Annotated in this window: 26 protein-coding genes; 8 read left to right on the top strand and 18 right to left on the bottom strand. The window is 66.4% G+C overall.

Annotated elements, in window-relative coordinates:
• Positions 1–44 precede the first annotated feature (44 nt).
• Positions 45–1,460, bottom strand: coding sequence for a 1-acyl-sn-glycerol-3-phosphate acyltransferase (locus ABCN56_RS11560; RefSeq protein WP_343080943.1), 1,416 nt, complete (start codon positions 1,458–1,460; stop codon positions 45–47).
• Between the two features lie 139 nt (positions 1,461–1,599).
• Between ABCN56_RS11560 and ABCN56_RS11555 the strand changes: the two genes are divergently transcribed.
• The gene (locus ABCN56_RS11555; protein WP_343080942.1) at positions 1,600–3,564 is read left to right on the top strand and encodes a methylmalonyl-CoA mutase family protein; all 1,965 of its coding nucleotides are present in this window, start codon (positions 1,600–1,602) and stop codon (positions 3,562–3,564) included.
• 137 nt (positions 3,565–3,701) lie between these two features.
• Positions 3,702–4,052: a DUF6455 family protein gene (locus ABCN56_RS11550; RefSeq protein WP_343080941.1), complete on the top strand. Its 351-nt coding sequence runs from the start codon at positions 3,702–3,704 to the stop codon at positions 4,050–4,052.
• Between the two features lie 10 nt (positions 4,053–4,062).
• Here the strand turns inward: ABCN56_RS11550 and ABCN56_RS11545 are convergent, their stop codons facing one another.
• Positions 4,063–4,641 (bottom strand): HD domain-containing protein, encoded by a 579-nt coding sequence (locus tag ABCN56_RS11545; RefSeq protein ID WP_425466107.1) that lies wholly within the window; start codon positions 4,639–4,641, stop codon positions 4,063–4,065.
• Between the two features lie 258 nt (positions 4,642–4,899).
• Between ABCN56_RS11545 and ABCN56_RS11540 the strand changes: the two genes are divergently transcribed.
• Positions 4,900–6,225 (top strand): serine hydroxymethyltransferase, encoded by a 1,326-nt coding sequence (locus ABCN56_RS11540; RefSeq protein WP_343080939.1) that lies wholly within the window; start codon positions 4,900–4,902, stop codon positions 6,223–6,225.
• Between the two features lie 50 nt (positions 6,226–6,275).
• Positions 6,276–7,259 (top strand): aldo/keto reductase, encoded by a 984-nt coding sequence (locus ABCN56_RS11535; RefSeq protein WP_343080938.1) that lies wholly within the window; start codon positions 6,276–6,278, stop codon positions 7,257–7,259.
• 29 nt (positions 7,260–7,288) lie between these two features.
• Here the strand turns inward: ABCN56_RS11535 and ABCN56_RS11530 are convergent, their stop codons facing one another.
• Positions 7,289–8,155 carry an urea carboxylase-associated family protein gene (locus tag ABCN56_RS11530; protein ID WP_343080937.1) on the bottom strand — a complete coding sequence of 289 codons (867 nt, stop codon included), beginning with the start codon at positions 8,153–8,155 and terminating at the stop codon, positions 7,289–7,291.
• 101 nt (positions 8,156–8,256) lie between these two features.
• Here ABCN56_RS11530 and ABCN56_RS11525 point away from each other — a divergent pair, with 101 nt between their 5' ends.
• Complete coding sequence (locus tag ABCN56_RS11525) at positions 8,257–9,228, top strand: alpha/beta fold hydrolase (RefSeq protein ID WP_343080936.1); 972 nt, start codon at positions 8,257–8,259, stop codon at positions 9,226–9,228.
• A 42-nt stretch (positions 9,229–9,270) separates the two neighbouring features.
• Here ABCN56_RS11525 and ABCN56_RS11520 read toward each other — a convergent pair whose 3' ends face one another.
• The 14 genes from ABCN56_RS11520 to ABCN56_RS11455 all read right to left on the bottom strand — a co-directional run bounded on the left by ABCN56_RS11520 (position 9,271) and on the right by ABCN56_RS11455 (position 20,933).
• Positions 9,271–10,524, bottom strand: a complete 1,254-nt coding sequence (locus ABCN56_RS11520; RefSeq protein ID WP_343080935.1) for a DEAD/DEAH box helicase — start codon at positions 10,522–10,524, stop codon at positions 9,271–9,273.
• Positions 10,525–10,937: 413 nt separating this feature from the next.
• Positions 10,938–12,095: a WD40/YVTN/BNR-like repeat-containing protein gene (locus tag ABCN56_RS11515; protein WP_343080934.1), complete on the bottom strand. Its 1,158-nt coding sequence runs from the start codon at positions 12,093–12,095 to the stop codon at positions 10,938–10,940.
• Positions 12,096–12,170: 75 nt separating this feature from the next.
• Positions 12,171–12,473, bottom strand: coding sequence for a hypothetical protein (locus ABCN56_RS11510; RefSeq protein ID WP_343080933.1), 303 nt, complete (start codon positions 12,471–12,473; stop codon positions 12,171–12,173).
• A gap of 152 nt (positions 12,474–12,625) precedes the next feature.
• A complete protein-coding gene (locus tag ABCN56_RS11505) occupies positions 12,626–13,699 on the bottom strand; it encodes an alpha/beta fold hydrolase (protein WP_343080932.1) in 1,074 nt (357 codons plus the stop codon).
• A gap of 85 nt (positions 13,700–13,784) precedes the next feature.
• A complete protein-coding gene (locus tag ABCN56_RS11500; protein WP_343080931.1) occupies positions 13,785–14,564 on the bottom strand; it encodes a succinate dehydrogenase iron-sulfur subunit in 780 nt (259 codons plus the stop codon).
• 3 nt (positions 14,565–14,567) lie between these two features.
• Positions 14,568–14,870: a hypothetical protein gene (locus ABCN56_RS11495; protein WP_343080930.1), complete on the bottom strand. Its 303-nt coding sequence runs from the start codon at positions 14,868–14,870 to the stop codon at positions 14,568–14,570.
• The gene (locus ABCN56_RS11490; protein ID WP_343080929.1) at positions 14,870–15,370 is read right to left on the bottom strand and encodes a hypothetical protein; all 501 of its coding nucleotides are present in this window, start codon (positions 15,368–15,370) and stop codon (positions 14,870–14,872) included. The genes ABCN56_RS11495 and ABCN56_RS11490 overlap by 1 nt, the downstream gene beginning before the upstream one ends.
• A gap of 104 nt (positions 15,371–15,474) precedes the next feature.
• On the bottom strand, positions 15,475–17,280 hold the full coding sequence (gene sdhA, locus ABCN56_RS11485) for a succinate dehydrogenase flavoprotein subunit (protein WP_343080928.1): 1,806 nt from the start codon (positions 17,278–17,280) through the stop codon (positions 15,475–15,477).
• Between the two features lie 14 nt (positions 17,281–17,294).
• Positions 17,295–17,666 carry a succinate dehydrogenase, hydrophobic membrane anchor protein gene (sdhD, locus tag ABCN56_RS11480; protein ID WP_343080927.1) on the bottom strand — a complete coding sequence of 124 codons (372 nt, stop codon included), beginning with the start codon at positions 17,664–17,666 and terminating at the stop codon, positions 17,295–17,297.
• An 11-nt stretch (positions 17,667–17,677) separates the two neighbouring features.
• Positions 17,678–18,061: a succinate dehydrogenase, cytochrome b556 subunit gene (gene sdhC / locus ABCN56_RS11475; RefSeq protein ID WP_343080926.1), complete on the bottom strand. Its 384-nt coding sequence runs from the start codon at positions 18,059–18,061 to the stop codon at positions 17,678–17,680.
• Between the two features lie 205 nt (positions 18,062–18,266).
• Complete coding sequence (locus ABCN56_RS11470) at positions 18,267–19,295, bottom strand: MaoC family dehydratase (protein ID WP_343080925.1); 1,029 nt, start codon at positions 19,293–19,295, stop codon at positions 18,267–18,269.
• Positions 19,295–19,498: a DUF1737 domain-containing protein gene (locus ABCN56_RS11465; RefSeq protein WP_343080924.1), complete on the bottom strand. Its 204-nt coding sequence runs from the start codon at positions 19,496–19,498 to the stop codon at positions 19,295–19,297. Before ABCN56_RS11465 ends, ABCN56_RS11470 begins: the two co-directional genes overlap by 1 nt.
• Positions 19,495–20,052, bottom strand: coding sequence for an NnrU family protein (locus tag ABCN56_RS11460; protein ID WP_343080923.1), 558 nt, complete (start codon positions 20,050–20,052; stop codon positions 19,495–19,497). Before ABCN56_RS11460 ends, ABCN56_RS11465 begins: the two co-directional genes overlap by 4 nt.
• 11 nt (positions 20,053–20,063) lie before the next feature.
• Positions 20,064–20,933, bottom strand: coding sequence for an HpcH/HpaI aldolase/citrate lyase family protein (locus tag ABCN56_RS11455; protein WP_343080922.1), 870 nt, complete (start codon positions 20,931–20,933; stop codon positions 20,064–20,066).
• Between the two features lie 238 nt (positions 20,934–21,171).
• Here ABCN56_RS11455 and ABCN56_RS11450 point away from each other — a divergent pair, with 238 nt between their 5' ends.
• Complete coding sequence (locus ABCN56_RS11450) at positions 21,172–21,489, top strand: hypothetical protein (protein WP_343080921.1); 318 nt, start codon at positions 21,172–21,174, stop codon at positions 21,487–21,489.
• 3 nt (positions 21,490–21,492) lie between these two features.
• Here ABCN56_RS11450 and ABCN56_RS11445 read toward each other — a convergent pair whose 3' ends face one another.
• On the bottom strand, positions 21,493–22,242 hold the full coding sequence (locus ABCN56_RS11445) for a sulfite exporter TauE/SafE family protein (protein ID WP_343080920.1): 750 nt from the start codon (positions 22,240–22,242) through the stop codon (positions 21,493–21,495).
• Between the two features lie 186 nt (positions 22,243–22,428).
• On the opposite strand from ABCN56_RS11445, the gene mdh reads away from it, so the two are divergent.
• Both mdh and ABCN56_RS11435 read left to right on the top strand, forming a co-directional pair.
• Positions 22,429–23,391, top strand: coding sequence for a malate dehydrogenase (gene mdh / locus ABCN56_RS11440; protein WP_343080919.1), 963 nt, complete (start codon positions 22,429–22,431; stop codon positions 23,389–23,391).
• An 80-nt stretch (positions 23,392–23,471) separates the two neighbouring features.
• Positions 23,472–24,668: a hypothetical protein gene (locus ABCN56_RS11435; protein ID WP_343080918.1), complete on the top strand. Its 1,197-nt coding sequence runs from the start codon at positions 23,472–23,474 to the stop codon at positions 24,666–24,668.
• Positions 24,669–24,773: the final 105 nt, after the last annotated feature.

The following is a 24,773-nucleotide window of genomic DNA, read 5'->3' as shown; positions in this document are numbered from 1 at the left end:
CATTGCGCAATATTGCAATAGCACCGCTCACCATTTGCGTAATTTTATGTCGCGCCGGATTTCGGCTTGGCGATTTTCGGGGCGTTCGATGCCGCAAGCGCATCTTGCAGCTGCAAAATCGACGCCGCGTAGAAGGCAAGCAGGGGTCCGTCCTCGGCCCGGGCGCGGATCTGGTCGCCTTCAGCCCTGAGGATGCCGCGCAGGCTGAGCGAGTGGATGCCGGCCTCGGCTGCTTTGCGCGCGTCACCATCGGGCAGATGCAGATGCGCGCCGGCCTTGGCGAGTTCATCGGCCAGCCTCTCGGCCCGTTCGATCAGTTCGCTTCGGGGAAGGACGGATTCGCCTCCGAACGCCGCGGCGACAAGGGGCACGGGCAGGACCGTCACGACCCGCGTGACGCGGGACATAAGTTCGCGGGCAAGTTCCGTGGCCGCGTCTCGGTGCGGTTGGTCCAGGAATTCACGGAGCGATAGCGGCGTGCCGAAACTGACGGCCGCAAAGCCGAAGCGTTCGTAGCGGCCGAAAAGCTTGCGCAAGATGTTTCGGCCAACGAATGCGAGGATTGTCGCGACCCTCGCGCGGAACCGGCGAATACCCAGCGCCGCAGCCTGGATCAGGACGCGATCTTCGAGCACGCGGTCATAGGACAGCGCGACCGGGACGAAGACCACGTCGCGCCGCCCTTCGCGGTAGCCGCCCAGGATGTAGGAGATGAGGCCGAGTTTCGGCCTCCCCACCCTTCCATCGAGGCTGAGCCCGCCTTCGGGAAAGATGGCCTGCGTGACGCCTTCCTCGGTCGCCATGCTGACGTAATGTGCCAGAACGCGGCGATAGAGCGGATTGCCTGACCTGCGGCGGATGAAGTAGGCGCCCATCGCGCGGATCAGCCCGGAAAGCGGCCAGATCCGCGCCCATTCCCCGACCGCGTATGAAAGCGCGGACCGCTCGGCCACGAGGTGAGTGACCAATACGTAATCCATGTTGGAACGATGGTTCATCACGAAGACCACGGTCGCGTCGCGATCGATCTTCGCGATCCCCTCGGCATCGTAGTGACCGATGCGGACCTTGTAGAGCATGCGGGCGAAGCTCTTCGCCGCGCGGGTTGCGAAGCCGAAGTAGACCGTGGCGGAGAAGGCGGGGACGATTTCCTTCGCGTAACGGCGGGCCCGGGCGAAGACGACGCTTTCGGGTTCGCCCTTCTCCGCCGCCTCTGCGACGACCGCCTCCATCACCTCCGGGTCGTGGACGAGACGCACGATCATGTCGGGCCGCCGCATCAGCTTGAAAGGACGTATCGGCTGGTCGAGACGCGCGTTCAGCCGCTCTACAAGGCGTTCCATGCGGCGGCGGAAGAACCAGCGGACCGGCGGCACGAATACGTGCGTGAGCGCCGCGACTGCCGCGAAGGCGAGGATCAGGAGGAGGAGCCAGAGAGGCAGCGTGACGGGCTGTGTCATGAGGCGCGAACGTGGCAGCAATTGCAGCAAGGGTAAATCCCGTAATGCCGCGACGCAGCAATTTTGCCGTGGACACATTCTTCCTCCTGTGGCACGTGTTGGGCAACAAAGTTGCGCAGACGATTCAGGAGACCCGGCGATGACGGAAGTTCAGAAGGACAAGCCCTGGCTCTTTCGGACCTATGCCGGACATTCGACGGCGAAAGCCTCCAACGCGCTCTACCGGTCGAACCTGGATAAGGGGCAGACTGGGCTGTCCGTCGCCTTCGATCTCCCGACTCAGACCGGCTACGACAGCGACGACCCGCGCGCGAAGGGCGAGGTCGGCAAGGTCGGCGTGCCGGTCTGCCACCTCGGGGACATGCGCGCGCTGTTCGAGGGGATCCCGCTCGAGCGGATGAACACCTCGATGACGATCAACGCGACCGCGCCCTGGCTGCTGGCGCTCTACATCGCGGTGGCGGAGGAACAGGGCGCGGCCGTGTCCGCGCTTCAGGGCACGGTTCAGAACGACATCATAAAGGAATACCTGAGCCGGGGGACCTACATCTGCCCGCCGAAGCCGAGCCTCAGGATGATCACCGACGTCGCGGCCTTCACGGCGGAGCATCTGCCCAAGTGGAATCCGATGAACGTCTGCTCCTACCACCTGCAGGAGGCCGGCGCGACGCCCGAACAGGAGCTTGCCTTCGCGCTGGCGACGGCGGTGGCGGTTCTCGACGACCTCAAGGGCCGGGTCGATCCGGCCGCCTTCCCGGCGATGGCCGGACGGATTTCCTTCTTCGTGAACGCCGGCATCCGGTTCGTTACCGAGATGTGCAAGATGCGCGCCTTCACCGAGCTCTGGGACGAGATCTGCCGGGAACGCTACGGGATCGAGGAGGAGAAGTTCCGCCGCTTCCGCTACGGTGTGCAGGTGAACTCGCTTGGCCTCACCGAGCAGCAGCCAGAGAACAACGTCTACCGGATCCTCCTGGAAATGCTCGCCGTGACGCTGTCGAAGAACGCCCGCGCGCGGGCGGTGCAGCTGCCGGCGTGGAACGAGGCCCTTGGCCTGCCGCGGCCATGGGACCAGCAGTGGTCGCTCAGGATGCAGCAGATCATGGCCTACGAGACGGACCTCCTGGAATACGGCGACCTCTTCGACGGGAACCCGGTCGTTGCCGCCAAGGTCGAGGCCCTGAAGACCGGCGCGCGGGAGGAGCTTGCGACGCTCGACGGAATGGGCGGCGCGATCGCGGCCATCGACTACATGAAGGCGCGGCTCGTCGAGGCCAACGCGGAGCGCATCGCGCGGATCGAGCGGGGAGAGACGGTCGTTGTCGGCGTGAACCGCTGGGAAAAGGGCGAGGCGTCGCCCCTGATCGCGGGCGACGGCGGCATCATGGTCGTGGACCCGGGCGTCGAGGCCGATCAGGTCGCGCGACTTCAGGAGTGGAAAAGCTCCCGCGACGCGGAAGCGGTGGCTGCCGCTCTGGCCGCTCTCAGGGCGGCGGCGACGGCGGGCGAGAACATCATGCCCGCGTCCCTCGCGGCGGCGAAGGCAGGCGTGACGACGGGCGAATGGGCGGGCGTGATGCGTACGGTCCACGGCGAATACCGCGGCCCCACGGGTGTCGCGCGGGCACCCTCGAACCGGACCGAAGGGCTTGAGGAGATTCGCGAAGCCGTTGACGCGGTTTCCCGCAAGCTCGGGCGGCGGCTGTCCTTCCTGATGGGCAAGCCGGGGCTCGACGGGCATTCCAACGGCGCGGAACAGATCGCCGCGCGGGCACGGGACTGCGGGATGGAGATCAACTATGAGGGCATCCGCCTGACGCCTGCGGAGATCGTGGCGGCGGCGGCCGAGAAGCGGCCTCACGTCGTCGGTCTGTCGATCCTGTCGGGATCGCACCTGCCCCTCATCGCGGACGTTCTGGAGGCGATGCGGTCCGAGGGGATCGGGGACATCCCGGTCGTGGTCGGAGGGATCATCCCCGAGGAGGATGCCGCGCGGCTGAGGAAGATGGGCGTGGCGCGCGTCTACACGCCCAAGGACTTCGAGCTGAACCGCATCATGGCCGACATCGTGGTGCTCGCCGAGCCGAAGGCAGCGGCGGCTTGATGTGTTTTCGTCAGAACTGAGGGAATCCCATCGGGAATCTGATGCCCCGCCGGCGCGGATTTGAGCCAGATCAAATCCGCTCCAAGGGCCGCCTCTATGGTCTCCCCGGAAGGCTGAACCGGGAAAGGACCAGGGCCATGTTCGAGCGTTTCAAGCAGCACCTTCGCGCACTTCACGAGGTGGACGCGCTGTCGCAGAGGGACCTCGACGAGATCGGGATGAGCAAGGGCGACCTTCGCGCGGTGCTGACGACCGGTCCGGAGGTGCTTGCACGGATGGAGAAGATGGCGGCGCTGCACGGCCTTTCGCACCGTGCCCTGACCGAAAACCGGTCGGACTACGTGGGTTTCGTCGCGGAGTGCCGCCACTGCGGGGCGGTTCGGACCTGCGAGAAGGCATTGGCCAACGCCTCCGTGACTGCGGCAGAGACGGCGTTCTGCCCGAACGCCGCCGCTTATGATGCCATGGCCGCCGGACAAACCGCCTGACGACTGCGCCTCAGGGAAGGGGCGGCAGCCCGGTCACGACGCCGGGGCGGGTGACTGCGGGGTCGTATGCCTTCCGGCCGAAGACCTCCTGGACCATGGGAACGAAGAACTCCAGCGGCTCGGATTGGTAATCGGGGTCGAAGGAGGACTGGTCCCACCGTTCGCAGAATTCCGCGCAGGAATCGAAACAGGGGTGGTCGCGGAACCGGTCGCGCGCGTTCCGGTCCCAACCGTAGTGATGGCCGTAGTAGAGCATCTGGAAGATGCCGTGATGCTCGACGACCCAGGCCACCTCTTCACGCACGAAAGGCCGGATGATTTCTGCGGACATCCGGTCGTGGTTCTGCGGTGCCAGCCCGTCGCCGATGTCGTGCAGGAGCGCCCCCACGACCCAGTCGACGTCGGCGCCCTCACGATGCGCGCGGGTCGCCGCCTGAAGCCCATGATCGAGCCGCGTGATCCGGTAGCCTTCCAGCGTCGTCTCTCCCTGCCGGCGCAATTCGTCGAGCACGCGCTCCGGCGTCATCGCGTGGAAAGGCTTTTCAAGCTCGGCCAGAAGCTCGTAGTCCTCCTTCGTGCCGTCCTTCATCTGCGTGAAGCCGACTTTCCGGTCGTCGTGCATGGTCCCCTCCCCCGTTGCGGGCCTGTTTCCCGGAAATAGAAGCACGGGAGTCGGACGCGCGAATAGCGCGAATGCGCCATCTTTGTCGCGCGTTTCAGACCAATGCGACATGGCGCCTTTTTCCGGCGGGTCCCAGCCTTCGCAAGGACGCCGGCGCGGTCACTTTCGCATTTGCGGTGGCACGCGAAATCGGCTCGACTGCCTGCGCGCAAAATGGAGACGCACATGCACCGCCTCACTCCCCGTCCCTGGGTCCCCGAACATTGCGAGACGCTCGTCCAACGCTTCGCGGCAAAGACCGAAGCGGCGGCGGATCACGCGGTCGATGCGCGGATCGAGGCCCTGATCGCACGGAACCTCGAGATTCACGACAGCGAGTGCTTCAACCTCAACCCCGCGGCAAACGTGATGAACCCGAGGGCGGAGGCGGCGCTGTCACGTGGCCTCGGCACGCGCCCCTCGCTCGGTTATCCCGGCGACAAGTACGAGATGGGGCTCGAGGCGATCGAGGAGATCGAGGTGATAGCGGCTGAGCTTGCCGCGGAGATCTTCGAGGCGGATTTCGCAGAGGTGCGGGTGGGATCAGGGGCGCTGGCCAACCTTTACGGGTTCATGGCACTGGCGAAGCCGGGCGATGCCGTCATTGCCCCGCCTGCTGCGGTCGGGGGCCATGTGACCCATCACAAGGCCGGGTGCGCGGGGCTCTACGGACTTGTCACGCACCCGGCCCCGGTCGATGCGGACGGATATTCGGTGGATCTCGACGCGCTCAGTGCCCTCGCGCGGAAGGTCCGGCCGAAGGTCATCACCATCGGGGGCAGCCTCAACCTCTTCCAGCATCCGGTGCGGGAGGTTCGCGCGATCGCGGACGAGGTGGGGGCCGCGGTTCTCTTCGATGCGGCGCATCAATGCGGGATGATCGCGGGGGGCCAGTGGTCCAATCCCCTGGCGGAAGGTGCGCATCTGATGACGATGTCGACCTACAAGAGCCTCGGCGGGCCGGCAGGCGGCCTCATCGTGACGAATGACGCAGGGATCGCGGAGCGGCTTGACCATATCGCCTTTCCGGGGATGACGGCGAATTTCGACGCGGGGCGGGTCGCGGCACTTGCGATCACTCTCCTCGACTGGCGCTCGTTCGGGCGGGCCTACGCGGCGAAGATGGTCTCGGTCGCGAAGTTCCTGGCCGAGGCCCTGGCGGAGGAGGGGCTGCCGGTCTTCGCCGCAGCGCGCGGCTGCACCTCTTCGCACCAGTTCGCGCTGGAGGCCGCGGCGTTCGGCGGCGGCCAGACGGCATCCAAGGCGCTGAGGCAAGCAGGATTCCTCGCCTGCGGGATCGGGCTGCCATTGCCCGAAGTCGCAGGCGATCTGAACGGACTCCGGCTCGGCACGCCGGAAATCGTCCGGCGGGGCGTCGGCGAGGAGCACGCGCCCGAGCTTGCACGGCTCATCGCGGATGCGCTCAGAAGCAACGACCCGGCCACTCTGGCGCCCCGGGTGGCGGACCTGCGGCGCCGGTTCGCGGGGCTGCATTTCGTCCGCGAGTCTTGACCTCTGCCCCCTCGTGCGGTTCGCTCTGGCCCAACCGACGGGAGGGCATGATGAAGAAACGGCAACTCGGGGCGAACGGGCCCATCGTCTCGGCGATCGGGCTCGGGTGCATGAGCTTCGCCGGCTTCTTCGGAGAGACCAACGAAGCGGAAAGCCACCGTTGCCTCGACGCGGCCGTCGACCACGGGATCGATTTCCTCGACACGTCGAACATCTATGGGGACGGCAGGTCAGAGCAGGTCATCGGGAAGTGGCTCGCTAGCCGCAAGGCAGACGTGAAGATCGCCACGAAGGTCGGAATCGTGCGCGGCCCGGCTCGGGCCTTCGACAACTCGGAAGACTACATCCGGTCAGAGCTCGAGGGCTCTCTGAAGCGACTCGGCGTGGATCATGTCGCGCTATATTACATCCACCGGCGTGAGCAGGAGCGGCCTGTCGAGGAAGTGGTGGGAACGCTCACGCGGCTGATCGAGGAGGGCAAGATCGGAGGTTACGGCCTTTCCGAGGTCTCGCCGGCGACGCTGCGCCGCGCACAGGAGGTGCATCCGTGCGTGGCGGTCCAGAACGAATACTCGCTCTGGAGCCGCCAGCCGGAACTCGGCCTTATCAGGACCTGCGCCGAACTCGGTGTCACCTTCGTGCCCTTCTCTCCGCTCGCCCGCGGCGTCTTCGGCGAGGGCTACCCGGACCCGGCGAAGATGTCGGAGAAGGACTTCCGCCGGAACATTCCCCGCTTTTCGGCTGACAACTATCCGCGCAACCGCGCGATCGTCGACGGCTTCAAGAAATTCGCCCGCTCGCGGGGTTGGACAGTGTCGGGGGCGGCTCTGGCCTGGGTCCTCACGCGCGGCGAGCACCTGATACCGATTCCCGGGACACGCAGCGCGGAGCACCTCGCGGAATGGGCCGACGCGGACGAGATCACGTTTTCGGACGATGACCTCGCGGAGATCGACCGGCTTCTGCCGCCCGGATTCGCGCATGGCGACAGGTATTCCGACGCACAGATCGTTGGCGTCGAGCGTTACTGCTGAGGGCTTCTGCCGAATGGGTCGGAGCCAGGCTAACGGCCGTGGCTCCGGTCGTATCCGTTCCGGGCCGGCGGGCGCCAGCCTGTGAGCGCGCCATCAGCCGGCTTCAGGACCTCGACGCGGAGAGGATGGCACCTGGCCACGTCGCTCGAATGCTCGGCGGAGCAGTCGCCGCCCGGACAGGCGGAAAGCGCGCCCAGAAGGTCGATCTCGGCCAGGAACTCTATGTAGTCGCCGGGGCGAACGGGCGAGGCCTTCATGAAATACTGCCCCGTATCCCGCGTGAAACCCGTGCACATGAACACGTTCAGCACATCGTGAACGTGAGGCTCGGCCTCGGCAAGCGGCAGCCCCGCCTCCCTGCTCAGCGCGCGGGTCAGGTTCGAATGGCAGCAATGGTGATACAGCCCGCCATGCGACAGAAGGTTGTGCGTATAGGGATCGCAGCGGGTGCCGATGACGTCGTGCACGGAGCCGCCGAAGCTGTCGAAACCATACCAGTCGAGCGTGTCCCGCGTGATCGTGGCCATCGGTCTCAGGTGCGGGAAAGAGGACCACATCCGATCGCCGGTCGATAGGTGCGTGCCGTGCAGCGCGCGGGTCTTGCCCGAGTAGAAGCGTTCCGAAAGGTCGGCCGCGTTCCAGAGATTGAGGTCGCCGACCTGCGGACCCGCGACCGAATGGATGCGGAAGAAGTGGCCTGCAGGGACGCGGAAGCATCGAGCGTCACGCGGGGGAACGAGGACTTCCGACACGGGCGTGAGGGTTTCGCGCGCGGCGCGGTATAGCGTCATGTCCGGCTCCGGCAGCGTGTCGACCGGGTAGCAGATGACCGGCCGGACGCCGCGCCGGTCATCTGCGTCGGTGGGAACGGGCGTTTCCGGGTGCGCGGTCTTCATCGGTCCATGGACTCCGAACTGGATTTGACCGGCATCAAGGCGTCTTGATGCGGGAGTTGCAAGCCTTGGGTTCCTAGGAAAAGTGGATTCAGGGGCGGCCGATGCTTTCCAGAAGAGGCGTGCTGTTGGGCGGTCTTGGGCTCGTGGCCGTCACGACGGGTGGCGGGATCGCCGTTGGCTACCGCCGGAGCATGCACGAGGCGGCCGCCCGCATTTCACCGGACCGAAGCCTTCTGATCGAGACGCGGCACGGCCCCTTGGAATACGCCGAGGCTGGTTCAGGCCCGCCGGTCCTGTTCCTGCACGGAACCGGCGGCGGTTTCGACCAGGGGCTCGACATGGGCTCGCCTCTCGTGGAGCGCGGCTACCGGATCATCGCGCCCTCCCGCTTCGGCTACCTTCGGTCGAGCTTTCCGGAGGACCCTGGCCCCGAGACGCAGGCGGATGCGCTGGCGGATTTGCTGGATCACCTCGGCATCGACCGGGTGGCGGTGTCGGGCGGGTCCGCCGGGGCGATTCCTGCCATCGGATTCGCGATCCGTTATCCGGCACGCACCGCGGCACTCCTGCCGATCGTGCCGGCCGTCTACGCGCCTGGCCGGCCGGCGGTCGAGCCTTGGGGCCCGGTGCAGCGATGGCTCGCGGAGGCAGCGCTGAAATCGGACTTCGTCTTCTGGGCCGCGATCACGGCGGCACCTGACACGATGACCGGCGCGCTCCTGGCGACCGATCCGGCGCTGATCCACGCGGCGGGGCCTGCGGAGGAAGCCCGGGTGCGGCAGGTTCTCGAGGGGATCCTTCCGATCAGCGCACGTGCCAAGGGGCTTCTGAACGACGCGGCGGCGACAGGGCGGCCGATGGATTTCGATTACGAGAGCGTCCATGCGCCGACGCTCGTGATCTCGCTGGAGGATGACCGCTTCCTCACGGCAGAGAGCGCACGGCACATCGCCGGCCGCATTCCGGACGCCCGGCTCATCGTCTATCCCGACGGGGGCCATGTCTGGGTCGGGCGGGAAGCCGAGTTGTTCGACGCGGTCGACAGCTTCCTGCGCGAGACCGGTTACGCCTGAAGAAAAGCCCCGACCTTGCGGGCCGGGGCTGAGGGGTTCGGATCAGGCGGCCTGTTTCACCTCGGCCTTCCGCTTCGGGCGCCGCCGACGCGGGCGGCTCTTGGCGTCAGCCTTGCCCTTGGCGCCAGGCTTGCCCTTTGCGGCGGGGGTGGCAAGCGGAGCGGGTGTCCAGGGCTCTCCGCCAATCACGGGAACCTGGATCTTCATCACCTTCTCGATCGCGCGAAGCTCGTCCATCTCGGCGGGGGCACAGAAAGCGATGGCCTTGCCATCGGCCCCGGCCCGCGCGGTGCGGCCGATGCGGTGGACGTAGTTCTCCGGCACGTTCGGCAGGTCGTAGTTGTAGACGTGGCGCACCGCCGGGATGTCCAGGCCGCGGGCGGCGACGTCGGTCGCGACAAGAACACGGATCTCGCCCGACTTGAACGCCGCGAGCGCACGGTCGCGCTGACCCTGGCTCTTGTTGCCGTGGATCGAGGCGGCGGCGAAACCCCAGCTGGCGAGGAGCTTCATCAGCTTCTCCGCCCCGTGCTTCGTGCGCCCGAAGACGAGCGCGAGTTCATCGCGGTGCTTGTCGAGGTAGGATTCGAGAAGCTTCGCCTTGTCGCCCTGCGTGACGAAATGCACGGCCTGGTCGATCTTGTCGGCAGCCTTCCCCGGAGGCGTGACCTCGACCCGGATCGGGTCGTTCAGGTAGCTTGCCGCCACCTCGGCCATGAGTTTGGGCATGGTCGCGGAGAAGAGAAGCGTCTGCCGCTGGCGCGGGAGGTAGCGGACGATCCGGCGCAGCGCGTGGATGAAGCCCATGTCCAGCATCTGGTCGGCCTCGTCGAGGACGAGGAACCGCGTGCCGGTGATATCGACCGCATCGCGTTCCAGAAGGTCCATGAGGCGCCCCGGTGTCGCCACCAGGATGTCCGTCCCGCGCGAGAGCCGCTCCGCCTGGACGTTGAGCGAGGCCCCGCCCACGACGACAGTCGTGCGGGTCGGCGTGCCCTGCGTGAGGGACTTGAGCGTCGCCTCGATCTGCTTCGCGAGTTCGCGGGTCGGCGCGAGCACGAGCGCGCGCGCGGTCTTCGGCGCGGGTTTTCCCCGTTCGCGGGAAAGGTGCTGGACGAGCGGCAGGCCGAAGGCCGCGGTCTTGCCGGTGCCGGTCTGGGCGAGGCCCATCACGTCGCGGCCGTCGAGGACGTGCGGGATGGCCTGCGCCTGGATCGGCGTCGGCGCGGTCAGGCCGAGTTCCGAAAGCCGCGCGAGGAGGCGGTCGGAGAGGCCAAGGGATTTGAACGTTGTCATATTCTTCTTTCGGTCGGGCCCCTGAGGGCACGGTAACAAGGGTCGCCCGCACGCCTTCCGAGGGAAGGCGGGACGGTTGCGCATGAGTGCGGCAGAGCTCGCCCGCGGACCGGATTGCCCACGATGCCGACCTGCCGGCGGACCCCCTGCGTGATTGTGGGAACCTGGTTGCGGGCCGTGACGCCCTTTCCCGGCCTTCGGCGCGCCTGGCGCCGGCCCCGCTCACGCGGCGGGGGGCCTTGGGATGGTGGCTACATCGGCGCTCCGGTGCGGAAAGTCAATGGCGGAGAGTTTTTCTCGGGCGGGATGCCCGGCGTGACTTCGGTTTCGGACGCATCATCGAGCGCGTCCGACGGCAACCGGATTCACGCCATCGCGGCGCAAGACGATCGGCCCGCAGAGCCGCGGGACGATCAGGCCCGCTCCAGCACCTCGACGGCCAGGACCGTCGGCAGATGGCGCGCAATCTCCTGCCAGCTGTCGCCTTCGTCCACGCTCGCAAAGACCGAGCCGGAGTTCGTGCCGAAATAGACCCCCGCAGGGTCGCGGGTGTCGCCCGCCATCGCCTGCCGGAGCACGGTGAAGAAGCAGTTCTGCTGCGGCAGGCCCTCGCGCATCGCCTGCCAGTTTGCCCCGCCGTCACGCGTGCGCCAGACCGCGGCGGCGGCACCCGGCGGGAAACGGCCCTGGGTATCGCCGTTCAATGGCAGGGTCCAGACAGTGCCGGGATCGCGCGGGTGGACGCGGATCGGAAAGCCGAAAGTCGAGGGCAGGCCCTCGGTGATATCATCCCAGCTGCGCCCGCCGTCAGAACTGCGGAACACACCGTGGTGATTCTGCTGGTAGAGAACGTCGCCTGCCCCCGGCGCGCGCATCATGTTGTGCACGCAGTGTCCGGTCTCGCCGTCCTTCGGCGCGGCGGGATGGTCATGGTGGGCATGAGCCTCGGCGTTCGAAAGGCGGTTGCGCCGTTCCCATGTCGCGCCGCCATTCTCGGTGGCGAAGACGCCCGCCGCCGAGATTCCGACCCACATCTTCGCCGGATCATCGGCGTCGGCCACGATGGAGTGCAGAACGAGCCCCGCCGCGCCCGGGTTCCAGTTGGCGGCGGAAGGGTGATCGGTGAGGCCGTGGACCTTTTCCCAGCTTTCACCGCCATCCCGGCTCGCAAGGAGCGCCGCAGGTTTGGTGCCCGCGTAGAGCGTGCCTTGCGAGAACCCGAGTGACCAGACCTGGCTGAAGTCCTTGCCGAAGGGTGCCGCGGTGGCCTTCCAGCCGATCATCTCGGCGAAGTCCGGGTCGTTCGCGGCCCAGTCGTCGATCTGCCCCGTCGTGAGCTTGGCGAGCGTCCAGCTCCGGCCACCGTCATGGGATCGCCAGACGCCCGCACCCTGCCAGTCGCCGCCACCGCCGGCCCAGATTGTGCCGGACGCGGGGTCGCCCACGGCGTGGTTGATCGGCCAGCCGTTGCAGTGGGGGCCGGATACGGTCCAGCCCGAACGGGTGGTGTCGCCATCTATCAGGAACAGGCCCTTGGTGGTGCCTACGAGGAGGGTGACGTCGCTGGGCATGGCCGCAGCCTTTCGGAAAGATCTCCTCGATCAGGCTAGCACGGAGCACGAAGGCCGACTAGCCGTGCGGCGCGGTCATACCGCTGTGTCCTCCCGGCCAATGTCCTGCAGATCGTACCATCGCCGCAGCGCCTTGAAGCTGCCGTCGAATCCTTCGGCCTTGAGTTCCTCGTACAGAACCGAGCAGGACATGATCCCGCCGTCGTCCAGCGCGTTGGCCATCGCGGCGCGCTCGCAGTCGAGGTAGGCACGCTTCATCGCCTCGATTGCCGGTTCCGGACTTTGGCTCTCGGCGGCCGCGGGAAATGCCGCCGCGAGCAACAAAGCGGCGGACAGAGGGGCTGACGCAGCGGCGCGGGGGTTTCTTGAAGGGAACATCGCGGCCTCCCGGATTGCGGGCCCGGCAGGGGGCAGGGCCTCCATTCCGGAATCCTAGACGGGAGGAGGCGACCGCCGCCTGAGGCGGCTGTCCCGGTCAGTGCCGAAATCCGGTCGAAAGAGCCTGTTGCCAATGGGACATTCGTCCGGGGTCAGGTCTTGGCCGGCGGCTTTCCGTGGCGGGCATCGCGAATCGCAACGATTGCCTGCGCCCGCGTCCTTACCCCCAGTTTGCCGAAGATGCTCCAGACGTGGTTGCGCACGGTCTTCTCGCTGATGCCAAGCCTTTCGCCGATTTCGCGATTGTCGAGGCCCCTCGCCAGGTGATCGAGGACCTCACGCTCCCGCGGGCTCAGTTCGCTCATACGAGCGTCGTTGGCTTCCCGCGTCGGAAGGAATTCGCGCACCGCATCGACGAGGGTGGACCAGGCAGGCTCGTCCTCGCGCATGAAGTGGTTGGCGGTGTCGAGTTCCAGGAACCGCGCACCCTGGATCTGCCGGGCGAGCAGCCGGCCTTCCTCGATCGGCACCACGGAATCGCGGCGGGCATGGGCGACCAGGGTCGGACAGCCGATGACCCGCAATGCCGTCTGGACATCGATGTCGAACATGATCTCGGTCAGTGCTGCGGCCTCTCGCGGGGTCGCGGCCCTGCGCTGCAACTCGCACCAGGACTGCAGGTGATCCGCCGCGCCGTCCGGCTGGAACTGCTGAGCGAAGGCCATGGAGAACGCGTGATCCTCGCTGCCCCAGCCCACTCTGATCATGTCCAGCATGACGCGCGCCTTTTCCGGTTCGATCGGCGCATCGCGGCGTTTGTTGCGCCCCCGCGCGTAAGCACCGCACAGGACCAGCCGGCTGACGCGGCTCGGGTAGCGGGCGGCGTATTCGATCGCCACGGCGCCACCCTGGCACGTGCCAACCAGCGAAAAATGATCGAGTTCGAGGTGACTGGCGAGCGCCTCCAGATCGCGGACCCACGCGCCGAACGAGAGATCCGCAACCTGGCGGTCGGACATGCCGCAGCCCCGCGGATCGTAGCGGACAAGCCTGTAGCCGGCCGACAGTGCCGTCAGCCAGGGTTTCCATGCCACGCTACGCCGCTGGAAGCCCAGATGGGTCAGCCAACTCGGCAGAAGCACGACTGGAGGCCCGCTCCCTGAAAGGCTGTAGGCGATGCGGGTGCCGTCGAAGCTTTCGCAGAACCGCACCTCGTGGTCGTGCACGGTGAAGCACCTCCGGGGCGATGGCTCCCCGTCACTCTACCCCGGTCAGCGCCGAAATTCCAAGTCGGCCGCGACCGGGGCGGGCTCAGACCACCCGCTCGACCATCATCTTCTTGATCTCCGCGATGGCTTTCGCGGGGTTCAGCCCCTTCGGGCAGGTCTTGGCGCAGTTCATGATCGTGTGGCAGCGGTAGAGCTTGAACGGGTCCTCGAGCTGGTCGAGCCGTTCGCCCGTCGCCTCGTCGCGGCTATCGATGATCCAGCGGTAGGCATGCAGGAGAGCGGCCGGGCCGAGGTAACGGTCGCCGTTCCACCAGTAGCTCGGGCAGGACGTCGAACAGGAGGCACACATCACGCACTCGTAGAGGCCGTCGAGTTTCTTGCGGTCCTCGATCGACTGGCGCCATTCCTTCGCGGGACGGTTCGTCTTCGTTTCCAGCCACGGCATGATCGAGGCGTGCTGGGCGTAGAAATGGGTCAGGTCGGGGATCAGGTCCTTGATCACCGGCATATGCGGCAGGGGATAGATCTTCACGTCGCCGGTGATCTCGTCGAGGCCGTAGATGCACGCCAGCGTGTTGATCCCGTCGATGTTCATTGCGCAGGAGCCGCAGATCCCCTCGCGGCACGACCGGCGGAAAGTCAGCGTCGGGTCGACCTCGTTCTTGATCTTGATGAGGGCGTCGAGAACCATCGGCCCGCACTTGTCAATGTCGAGGAAATATGTGTCCACGCGCGGGTTTTCGCCCGTGTCAGGATCCCAGCGGTAGATCTGGAACTTGCGGACATTGGTCGCGCCCTCGGGCTTGGGCCAGGTCTTGCCGACCCGGATCTTGGAGTTCTTGGGGAGCGTGAACTGGACCATCTTTCATCCCTTCCAATCTTCGCGGGCATAGAGCGGGCGCCTGGGGAACTGGCCCGACTTCTCGAAAACGCAGGCGTCGTAGACCTCTGCCGGATCGCGGCCCTGCAGGTAGTCGGAGGTGATCTCCACCTCCAATCCGTAGGCGGGACCTTCGGTTGTCGCGCCGAAATAGGCCTCCCCGCGGGGCCTGAGCGCGAGGCGGGCGCGCTCGAAACAGACCTGCTCGGCGCGCTCGATGGACATCGGCGCGCAGGCGCCCAGCCCAAGAACGAGTGGTAGTGGCAGGAGAGCGGCGAAAAGGCGCATCAGGGGTCACCGCGCAACGAGGAACGGATCGTCGAGCCGCTGGCGAGGAAGCGAAGCGCGCGTTCCTGCTGTTCGCGGGTCAGCGTGTTCCACAACTCGGCATCGCCGGGCATCAACGCGTATTGCGTGGGCAACGGCAACCCGCCGAGGTTCTTGCCGGGTGCCGGCTTCACGACCGCTGGCGTCGGCGCGGCGGTGACGATCCTCCCCGAACCGGGGCTCATCCGCGCTTCCACGCAGGCTGTCACAAACGCCTCGCCGCGAATCGTGCCGCCCTCGGCGGCCCGGATCACCGGCAGGCCGTTCGGGCCGATTGCGCTGCGATCGTAAGTATAGCGCCCGGGCGCGCCGGTTTCGGCAATGCAGCCCGTGACGGCGCGGTCGAAAGGGTCCGGGGCTCTGGTTTCCGCGCAACCGGCAAGAAGGAGCACGGCAAACGCCGCGCCTGCGGCCAGTCGGCGGCCCGTTCCTTGCGCGCAAAGGGTCATCGAATTCTGCATTCTCTCCTCCATCAGCCAGCGGGTAGTGCCTTTGTCCGGCGGGTTGCAGGCAGGTCCACGTGGCGCCGCGCGGATTCAATCGGCGGCGCCGCGTGTGCCATGGCTCAGTAAACCCTCGCCTTCGGCGCGATCTTCTTGAGGTCGATCCCTCCCTCTTCGGGTTTTGTCAGCGGGTCGAGATGCACCGGCCGGTAGTCGAGCTTGACCTTCGCGTCCTCGACCCAGGCGAGCGTGTGCTTGCGCCAGTTCTTGTCGTCGCGGTCGGGGTAGTCCTCGTGCGCATGGGCGCCGCGGCTTTCCTTGCGCGCCTCGGCCGAGACGATGGTCGCGAGCGCGTTCGGCATGAGGTTCGCCAGCTCCAGCGTCTCCATCAGGTCGGAGTTCCAGATCAGCGAACGGTCGGTGACCTTCAGATCGCCCATCTTTCCGGCGACGGCGGTCATCTTCTCGACCCCTTCGGCCAGCGTCTTGTCGGTGCGGAAGACGGCGGCGTCCGCCTGCATCGTCTTCTGCATTTCAAGCCGGAGTTCCGCCGTCGGCACGCTGCCATTGGCATGGCGCATCTCATCGAACCGGGCGAGCGCGGCCTCGACCGCGGCCTTGTTCACCGGCTCGTTCCGTTCCTTCGGGTCCACGATCTCGCCCGCGCGGATCGCGGCGGCGCGGCCGAAGACCACGAGGTCGATGAGTGAGTTGGAGCCGAGGCGGTTCGCCCCGTGGACCGAGGCGCAGCCCGCCTCGCCCACTGCCATCAGGCCCGGCGCGACGCGGTCGGGGTTCTTGGCGTCGGCGTTCAGCACTTCGCCCCAGTAGTTCGTCGGGATGCCGCCCATGTTGTAGTGGACCGTCGGCAGGACCGGGATCGGTTCCTTCGTGACGTCCACGCCGGCGAAGATCTTCGCCGATTCGGAGATGCCCGGAAGGCGTTCGGCCAGCGTTTCCGGCGGCAAATGGTTCAAGTGCAGGTGGATGTGGTCCTTGTGCTCGCCCACGCCCCTGCCCTCGCGGATTTCCATGGTCATGCAGCGGCTGACCACGTCGCGCGAGGCGAGGTCCTTGTAGGTCGGCGCGTAGCGTTCCATGAAGCGCTCGCCCTCGGAGTTCGTCAGGTAGCCACCCTCACCGCGCGCGCCCTCTGTGATGAGGCAGCCAGAGCCGTAGATGCCCGTCGGGTGGAACTGCACGAATTCCATGTCCTGCAGCGGAAGCCCCGCGCGGGCGACCATGCCGCCGCCGTCGCCGGTGCAGGTATGCGCCGAGGTCGCGGAGAAGTAGGCGCGGCCGTAGCCGCCGGTCGCCAGAACCGTCATCTTCGCGTTGAAGACGTGGATCGTGCCGTCGTCGAGTTTCCAGGCCACGACGCCCTGGCAACGGCCGTCCTCGGACATCAGGAGGTCGATCGCGAAATACTCGATGAAGAACTCTGCCTGCTGCTTCAACGACTGGCCGTAGAGCGTGTGCAGGATCGCGTGGCCGGTGCGGTCGGCCGCGGCGCAGGTGCGCTGCACCGGCGGGCCCTCGCCGAATTCGGTCGTGTGGCCGCCAAACGGGCGCTGGTAGATCTTGCCTTCCTCGGTGCGGGAGAAGGGAACGCCGTAGTGCTCCAGCTCGTAGACCGCCTTCGGCGCCTCGCGCGCGAGGTATTCCATCGCGTCGGTGTCTCCGAGCCAGTCGGAGCCCTTCACCGTGTCGTACATGTGCCACTGCCAGTGGTCCGGGCCCATGTTCGACAGCGATGCCGCGATGCCGCCCTGCGCAGCGACGGTGTGCGAGCGGGTCGGGAAGACCTTGGTCACGCAGGCGGTGCGGAGCCCCTGTTCGGCCATGCCGAGCGTCGCGCGCAGGCCCGAGCCCCCGGCGCCCACAACCACCACGTCGTATTCATGCGTCTCGTAAGGATAAGCAGCCATGTTGTGTCCTTGCCTCAGAGCGCGAGCTTGATGAGCGCGAAGAGCCCGGTGGCCATCGCGGCGTAGCTCAGGCAGATCGTGCCGATGATCAGGGCCTTGCGGGTCAGACCCTCGGCGTAGTCCTCGATCATGATCTGCGCGCCGTTCTTGAAATGCGTGAGCCCCACGACGAGCGTGAGCGCCGTCACGATCGCGGGGAAGGGCCGGGCGAAATGGGCCGTCACCTCTTCGTAGGTGCCGCCGAGCGCCGCGCCGAAGGTGAAGATGAAGATCGGGACGAGCACGGCGAGCGCGACGGCCGAAACCTGCATGTTCCAGAAATGCTCGGTTCCCGTCTTGGCGGAACCGAGGCCGGCGGCGCGCTTGCGGTCGGTGAGATAACGCATCTTCCCCTCCCTCAGAGAATGACGACGGTGACAACGGTCAGGACGACCGACCCGATGATGCAGGCCCAGCCGAGCTTTTCCGCCGTCGGGATGTCGAGGCCGCGCCCGCTGTCGTAGTAAAGGTGACGGAGACCGGCGAGCATGTGATACCAGACGGCCCAGATCGAGCCGAGGAAGACGAGCTTGCCGAACCAGGACCGCACCACCGCATCCGCGACGGCGAAGTATTCCGCGCTGGTCGCGGCCGCGAGCAGCCACCATACGATCAGGAGCGCGGCGACGATCAGCGCGTTCCCGGTGATCCTTGTCAGGATCGAGGTGAGCATCGGCACCTGCCAGCGGTAGATCTGAAGATGCGGGGAAAGCGGCCGGTTGCCCCGGTTCACGTCAGCCATGAGCGGTTCCCTCTGTTTCGCCCCCGTGCGCGCAGCATGGGCGGCACGGCTGCTGGAATACATCGGTACTCTGAATAACGCCTTTTTTTCGCAAGTCACGCGCCCAATACCCGAAAAAGGCCCGTTTGGGCTCGCCGCGACGCAGAAAATTCAATTCGTGATCACGAATTTTGCAGGCGTGATCACATGTTGGCGCTATCGACGATCAGCGTGGAATCAGCGCCCAGTAGTCGAGGTCGAGCAGGACCTCGGGCAGATACTTCCCGTCCTCGCCCCTAAGGGCGAATGGCTCCCCGCCTTTCGTCGCCACGAGCCGCAGCCGGAGCGCGCCGACGCCCGGCGCGGAGGTTTCGGCCTTGTCCAGAACCTCCGTCCACGCCTTGACCGTATCGCCCGCGAAACAGGGGTTGGCGTGCGCGCCGCCGTTCAGCGCGACGATCATCTGCGCGTTGGCCAGCCCGTTGAAGCTGAGCGCGCGGGCCATCGAAATGACGTGGCCGCCGTAGATGAGGCGCTTGCCGTCCTCTCGGAAGGTGGCGTCGAAATGAACCTTGGCGGTGTTCTGCCAGAGGCGCGTGGCAAGCATGTGCTCGGCCTCTTCGATCGTCACGCCATCGACGTGGTCGATCGTTTCGCCGACCTGGTAGTCGCCCCAGCGGTGCGGCTCGCCCGCGAGCCCGAAGTCGTAGTTGGAAAAATCGAGCCCCTCGGGGACGACGAGCCCGTCGGGCGCGACCGAGGCGGCAAGCTTCGGAATGACCGGATCCGGCGCGGGGGAGGAAGTGTCGCCCTTCCGGACCATGACCCAGCGGACGTATTCCAGAACAGTCTCGCCGTGCTGGTTGATGCCCCGCGTGCCGACCCAGACGACGCCGGACTTGCCGTTCGAATTTTCCTTGAGCCCGATCACGGTGCTTTCGGCCCGGAGCGTATCGCCGGTATAGACCGGCTTCAGCCAGCGCCCTTCGGCATATCCGAGGTTCGCTACCGCGTTCAGCGAGATGTCGGGGACTGTCTTGCCGAAGACGACGTGGAAGGCCGCGAGATCGTCGATCGGCGCGGCCGGAAGACCACAGGCCCGGGCGAATTCATCCGAGGAATGGAGTGCGTGCCGCGCCGGATAGAGCGCATGGTAGAGCGCGCGTTCTCCGCCGGAGACGGTACGTGGCACGGCGTGGGCGATGACTTCGCCCATGCGGTAGTCCTCGAAGAAACGTCCGGGATTCGTCTTCATCATTGCTCGCCCAGCTTGATATCGGGGGTGTAGGTGCCCGGCACCTGCTTCACGACGGCCTGGCCGCAACGCATGACGCCCCTTGCCCCGTCGTAGGCATACGTGGCGCCACCGTGGAGTTCCCAGCCCTTGTTCAGGGCGGCCGTGACCTTGTGACAGAAGGCGGACGTGTCGTCGTCCGAAAGGAAGCGGTAGAGTTTCATCCGTAGGTCCCGAGGAAGGGGTTGTAGCCGAGCCAGATGTGGATGCCGGCGATGATCCCGTAGAGGACGACCGTGCCCACGAGGTTCATGGCGTCGCCTTTCAGGCCGCGCCCGTCCGTGGGCGGCGTCCAGCTTCCGGCGCGGTTGATTGCCACAATCTCGAAGATCGCCCAGAGACCGAGACCGCCGAAGAGGATGATCGAGGCGACGTCGCCATTCACCAGAAGATGCGCGACCGCCCACAGCAGCATGCCGGTCAGCATGGGGTGGCGCATGCGCGGGTAGAGTGTGCCTTTAGTGCCGCCGACGCCGAAGAGGAAGATCGAGATCAGCATCAGCGTGTTGTTGAGGTGGCCCATGCCCGGAAGCGGCGTGTAGACCGGCACGAGTTCGGCCGCGCGGTAGCCGATGACCATGAGAACGATACCGGCAAGTGAGCCCAGCGCGACGACGCCCTTGCCTGCGTCGCCCATCGCTGCCCGGGGTCCGGGCAGGATGCGCTTGAAGAGGTGAAGGAGCGAATAGAGAAGGACGCCAAGGATCAGGAGCGTCATGGAGAATCCCCTCAGGTGGCCGCCATCGCGGCAATCGCTTCGGCGCGCGCCAGAAGTTGCCGCGCCGTCACGATATGCAGATTCTCGACGATTTTCCCATCCACCACGGCAACGCCCTTGCCCTCGCGCTCCGCCGCCTCGAATGCCTCGATCTGGCGGCGGGCGAGAGTCACCTCGTCTTCGGAGGGGGCGAATGCCGCGTTGGCGATGGCAACCTGCGCGGGGTGGATCAGGGTCTTGCCGTCGAAACCCATGTCGCGGCCCTGCGCGCATTCCGCCGCGAGCCCCTCGTCATCCTTGAAGGCGTTGTAGACACCATCGACGATGACGAGTGCGTGGGCGCGTGCGGCGAGCAGGCACAGGCCGAGGCCCGCCTGCATCGGCAGGCGATCCGAGCGAAAACGGGAGCCGAGTTCCTTGGCGAGGTCGTTCGTGCCCATCACCATGCCCTCAAGCCGGGGATGCGCCGCGATTTCGCCCGCGTTCAGCATTGCGAGCGGCGTTTCCATCATCGCCCATAGCGGGCGGTGGGGGACGGTCGCGGCGACCTCTTCGACGTCATCGGCGCGGGAAACCTTGGGGATCAGGATCGCGTCCACCGGCGCCTCGGCGAAGGCGGCGGCGTCGGCCCGGCCCCATTCGGTGTCGAAGCCGTTTATCCGCACGATCTTCGCGCGCGGGCCGTAATCGGCCTCGGCCAGCTTGCGGGACAGGATCATGCGGGCATTGGTCTTCTCCTCGGGCGACACCGCGTCCTCCAGATCGAAGATGATCGCGTCGACCGGCAGCGTGAGAGCCTTTTCCAGCGCCCGTTCGTTCGAACCGGGAATGTAGAGGACCGAACGGAAGGGCCGGTGATGCGCATCGGGACGGCGGTCCATGATTCTCTCCTCGCAATTTTCTTTCGCCAAGGACCACATTCGCGGCACTTTCGGCAAGCCCCGATTTGCCGCAGCGCAGAAATCGCGCCGCTGCGAAGGGGCCTTCGGACGCGGAATTAACCACATTTTTCAGCTTCCCGCTGAGTCTTTGCCCCAGGCGCCAGCAAGACAACAGCACCGTAGCGCGTAAGGCCGACACGGTTCGTCGGGCCGTAGATTCAGACAAAGGCGGTGAACGATGCACCAGAAGCTCTTCGCTCTTTCCCTCGGTTTCGCCGGGCTGATCCTTGCGGCGCACAATGCCTATGGTGAGACGACTTCCCGGTGCAGCGACCACGCCAGCGTGGTCGGGCATCTGGCCGGCACCTACGGCGAAACGCGTCGCGGCATCGGTCTTTCGGCGGACAACACGGTGGTGGAGGTCTTTGCCTCCACCGAGACCGGCACCTGGACCATCACCTTCACGACGGCCACGGGGCACACCTGCCTCATGGCTTCGGGCGAAGGGTTCGAGCCGGTCGCCGAGGAACCGCCAGCCATTGGCGACCCCGCCTAGGCGCTATCCCGTCGCAGCGTCCCAAAGGAGCTTCACCGAAACGGCGAAAAGGGCCCAGGTGACGAGGCGGAAGAACAGTACCGGCGGCAGGACGCGGACAAGCCGGACGCCCGCGAAGACAGCGAGCGATGCAGGTATCATCAGTGTGGCGGCGACTTTCAGGTTGGACGTGTTCAGCTGTCCGAGCGCCCAGTAGGGAATGAGTTTCACTGCGTTCACATAGGCGAAGAGCACGGTCGAGGTGCCCGCGAAGACCGCTTTTTCGAGGCGGAGCGGTAGCACGTAGACTTGGTACGGGGGCCCGCCCGCGTGGCTCACGAAGCTCGTGAAGCCGGTGATCGTGCCCCAGAATAATCCTGGAGCGATCTCCGCCCGACGCGGGGCCCCGGGTCCGCCCCGCCGCAGCAACAGGTTCAGCGAAAAGGCGAGGCCGATGGTCCCGACAAGCCCCGTGACCGCGCGTTCCGGCACGAGGCTGGCCGTCGCCCAGCCTACCGCGATGCCTATGGTCGCGGCCGGAGCAAGGATCAGGAGGACACGAGAATCGAATTCCTTGCGGTAGGCGTACAGGCCGAAGACGTCCGAAACGATGTAGACCGGCAGAAGCAGTCCCGCGGCCGTCACCGGCGGGATGAACAGCGACAGGACCGGCACGGCGAGTATGCCGACGACGGGTAGCCCGCCCTTTGACATGCCCACCAGCACCGCCGCGATGCCGGCGGCGACCCAGTAGCCGATCGTGGTCTCTTCCAAAGCGAATCACCCCTATGCGATGGGCCGCCCGGCGGCATACAACGGCACACCGGCGCCCGAGCGCTAGCGCAAACAGGAGGTCACGGGAAGGCCGAAAGCCCTCGCTGCGACGCAGCAGGCTTGCGCGGCGGGGCCGGAAGGCTTACGCATCGCGGCGGATTTCAACCGGACCCGGAGAACCATTTCATGGCCAGACCCAAGATCGCTCTCATCGGCGCGGGGCAGATCGGCGGCACGCTCGCTCATCTCGCCGCGATCAAGGAACTCGGTGACGTGACCCTCTTCGACATCGCCGAAGGCACGCCGCAGGGCAAGGCACTCGACATCGCTGAATCCGGCCCGTCCGAGGGCTTCGACGCGGTCATGAAGGGCACCAACGACTACGCGGACATCGCCGGCGCCGACGTCTGCATCGTGACCGCGGGCGTTCCGCGCAAACCCGGCATGAGCCGCGACGACCTCCTGGGCATCAACCTGAAGGTCATGAAATCCGTCGGTGAGGGCATCAAGGCCCACGCCCCGAACGCCTTCGTGATCTGCATCACCAACCCGCTCGACGCGATGGTCTGGGCGCTGCGCGAATTCTCCGGTCTGCCGCACAACAAGGTCGTGGGCATGGCGGGCGTTCTCGATTCGGCCCGCTTCCGCCACTTCCTCTCGCTCGAGTTCAACGTCTCGATGCGCGACGTCACGGCCTTCGTCCTGGGCGGCCATGGCGACACGATGGTTCCGCTGTCCCGCTACTCGACGGTCGCCGGCATTCCGCTTCCCGACCTCGTGCAGATGGGCTGGACCACGCAGGACCGGCTCGACGCGATCATCCAGCGCACCCGCGACGGCGGCGCGGAGATCGTCGGGCTGCTGAAGACCGGTTCGGCCTTCTACGCGCCCGCGACCGCGGCGATCGAGATGGCGGAAGCCTACCTCAAGGACCAGAAGCGCCTCCTGCCCTGCGCTGCCTACGTGGACGGCGCCTTCGGGCTGAAGGGCCTTTACGTCGGCGTTCCGACGATCCTCGGCGCGGGCGGTGTCGAACGTGTCGTGGACATCAAGCTCGACAAGGACGAGCAGGCGATGTTCGAAAAGTCGGTCGACGCGGTGAAGGGTCTTGTCGAGGCCTGCAAGGCGATCGACGCCACGCTCGCCTGACGTTACGGAAATCCCACCCCGGGTTGAATGCGCGTCTTCGGGCGCGCATTCTCATTTTGTTCCGAGGGAGGACTTTCGTCATGCGTAACCTGCTTGCCGTTCTGGCACTCATCGCCGCCCAACCCGCCTTCGCGCAGTCGGAAATCTCTGCCCAGATTAGCGCCGAGGGGCTCGAGGCAGTGCGGACGCGGCTTGCGGAAATGGCAGAGCCGTCGGATGCGGAACGCTTCGCCCTGGGAGGCGTGACCTTCCTGAGGGCGATCGAGGTCAGCCTGCAGGAACGCTGGCGCGTGGGGCTCAATACCCGCTACACGGAGATCCCGGTTCTGCGGCTGCCGGTGCCGGACAACCCCGCGCCCGATCCATTCGAACCCGCCTTCGTCCGCGACCTCTTCGCCGACGTCGCCGAGGATATGGCCGCCGCGCGCGACGCGCTGGCCGAAGTGCCAGAGGAATCGGACTTCGGGCTCGAGATCGCGCTGTCGGACCTGTGGTTCGACATCGACATGGATGGCGTGCGGGGCGAGCGCGAGGGTCTGATGGAGGTCGCGGGCCTTGCCCTGATGGGCGCGCGCGCCCTTGGCCGCGTAGAGATGCAGGACGTCGTTGTCCGGTTCGACGCCGCGGACGTGCCCTGGCTCGTGGCCTACACCCACTTCATCTCGGGCGTGTCGGAGGCCGTTCTCGCCTACGATCCGACGGACGCCGTCGCCGATGTGATTGCGGTGAAGGATGGCCTCGCCGCGCTCGACACGGAGCTTCCGCCCAGCAACGCGATGGACATGGAATTCGGCTTCTTCGTGGACCGGCTGGCGATGGTCTGGCACGCGCTGCGGAGCGAACCCGATCAGGACCACGCGGCTGCGGCGCACGCGCATTTCCTTGAAATGATCGACGAAAACCGGCGCTTCTGGCGGCTTGTCGCGGCCGAGACCGACGACGACCGCGAATGGCTTCCGAACGACATGCAGAAGGCGGCGCTCGGCTTCGAAGTGCCGGAGGGCACCGGCGCGGTCTGGCAGGGCGTTCTGGACGACGCCGAAGCCCTGCTGAATGGCGAGAAGCTCATCCCCTATTGGCGGCTCGACCGCGGCGCGGGGCTGAACCTGAAGCGGATGTTCCTGGAACCGCGGCCCGTGGACCTCGTCGACTGGATCCAGGGGGCGGGCGCCCTGCCCTACGCGGAAAAGGGCGTCCGGGTCACCGGCGACAACTGGTTCCGCTTCGAACAGATGTTCCGGGGTGACGCCCTGTTGTTCGTCGTGTTCCTGAACTGAATCGCCTGACTGCTGCCATCCACCTGGACCGCGCAGCAATCCCGGGGCTTGTGATCACACTTTTTCCCGCCGTGATCACAAATGTCGGATTTTCTGCGACCGGCT

The organism is Ostreiculturibacter nitratireducens (assembly GCF_032670585.1).
Classification (GTDB): domain Bacteria; phylum Pseudomonadota; class Alphaproteobacteria; order Rhodobacterales; family Rhodobacteraceae; genus Ostreiculturibacter; species Ostreiculturibacter nitratireducens.
This window is presented reverse-complemented; position numbering and strand designations above follow the sequence as displayed.

Excerpts from the sequence above, each read along its gene's own strand:
- ABCN56_RS11495 (WP_343080930.1), bottom strand. The coding sequence starts at position 14,870 with ATGCGCCTTTTCGCCGCTCTCCTGCCACTACCACTCGTTCTTGGGCTG.
- ABCN56_RS11455 (WP_343080922.1), bottom strand. The coding sequence starts at position 20,933 with ATGGACCGCCGTCCCGATGCGCATCACCGGCCCTTCCGTTCGGTCCTC.
- ABCN56_RS11530 (WP_343080937.1), bottom strand. The coding sequence starts at position 8,155 with ATGAAGACCGCGCACCCGGAAACGCCCGTTCCCACCGACGCAGATGAC.
- ABCN56_RS11450 (WP_343080921.1), top strand. The coding sequence starts at position 21,172 with ATGCACCAGAAGCTCTTCGCTCTTTCCCTCGGTTTCGCCGGGCTGATC.
- ABCN56_RS11465 (WP_343080924.1), bottom strand. The coding sequence starts at position 19,498 with ATGAAACTCTACCGCTTCCTTTCGGACGACGACACGTCCGCCTTCTGT.
- sdhC (WP_343080926.1), bottom strand. The coding sequence starts at position 18,061 with ATGGCTGACGTGAACCGGGGCAACCGGCCGCTTTCCCCGCATCTTCAG.
- ABCN56_RS11545 (WP_425466107.1), bottom strand. The coding sequence starts at position 4,641 with ATGAAGGACGGCACGAAGGAGGACTACGAGCTTCTGGCCGAGCTTGAA.
- ABCN56_RS11560 (WP_343080943.1), bottom strand. The coding sequence starts at position 1,460 with ATGACACAGCCCGTCACGCTGCCTCTCTGGCTCCTCCTCCTGATCCTC.
- sdhA (WP_343080928.1), bottom strand. The coding sequence starts at position 17,280 with ATGGCTGCTTATCCTTACGAGACGCATGAATACGACGTGGTGGTTGTG.
- ABCN56_RS11535 (WP_343080938.1), top strand. The coding sequence starts at position 6,276 with ATGAAGAAACGGCAACTCGGGGCGAACGGGCCCATCGTCTCGGCGATC.
- ABCN56_RS11490 (WP_343080929.1), bottom strand. The coding sequence starts at position 15,370 with ATGCAGAATTCGATGACCCTTTGCGCGCAAGGAACGGGCCGCCGACTG.
- ABCN56_RS11520 (WP_343080935.1), bottom strand. The coding sequence starts at position 10,524 with ATGACAACGTTCAAATCCCTTGGCCTCTCCGACCGCCTCCTCGCGCGG.
- mdh (WP_343080919.1), top strand. The coding sequence starts at position 22,429 with ATGGCCAGACCCAAGATCGCTCTCATCGGCGCGGGGCAGATCGGCGGC.
- ABCN56_RS11470 (WP_343080925.1), bottom strand. The coding sequence starts at position 19,295 with ATGAAGACGAATCCCGGACGTTTCTTCGAGGACTACCGCATGGGCGAA.
- ABCN56_RS11435 (WP_343080918.1), top strand. The coding sequence starts at position 23,472 with ATGCGTAACCTGCTTGCCGTTCTGGCACTCATCGCCGCCCAACCCGCC.
- ABCN56_RS11540 (WP_343080939.1), top strand. The coding sequence starts at position 4,900 with ATGCACCGCCTCACTCCCCGTCCCTGGGTCCCCGAACATTGCGAGACG.
- ABCN56_RS11500 (WP_343080931.1), bottom strand. The coding sequence starts at position 14,564 with ATGGTCCAGTTCACGCTCCCCAAGAACTCCAAGATCCGGGTCGGCAAG.
- ABCN56_RS11550 (WP_343080941.1), top strand. The coding sequence starts at position 3,702 with ATGTTCGAGCGTTTCAAGCAGCACCTTCGCGCACTTCACGAGGTGGAC.
- sdhD (WP_343080927.1), bottom strand. The coding sequence starts at position 17,666 with ATGCGTTATCTCACCGACCGCAAGCGCGCCGCCGGCCTCGGTTCCGCC.
- ABCN56_RS11525 (WP_343080936.1), top strand. The coding sequence starts at position 8,257 with ATGCTTTCCAGAAGAGGCGTGCTGTTGGGCGGTCTTGGGCTCGTGGCC.
- ABCN56_RS11515 (WP_343080934.1), bottom strand. The coding sequence starts at position 12,095 with ATGCCCAGCGACGTCACCCTCCTCGTAGGCACCACCAAGGGCCTGTTC.
- ABCN56_RS11460 (WP_343080923.1), bottom strand. The coding sequence starts at position 20,052 with ATGACGCTCCTGATCCTTGGCGTCCTTCTCTATTCGCTCCTTCACCTC.
- ABCN56_RS11555 (WP_343080942.1), top strand. The coding sequence starts at position 1,600 with ATGACGGAAGTTCAGAAGGACAAGCCCTGGCTCTTTCGGACCTATGCC.
- ABCN56_RS11510 (WP_343080933.1), bottom strand. The coding sequence starts at position 12,473 with ATGTTCCCTTCAAGAAACCCCCGCGCCGCTGCGTCAGCCCCTCTGTCC.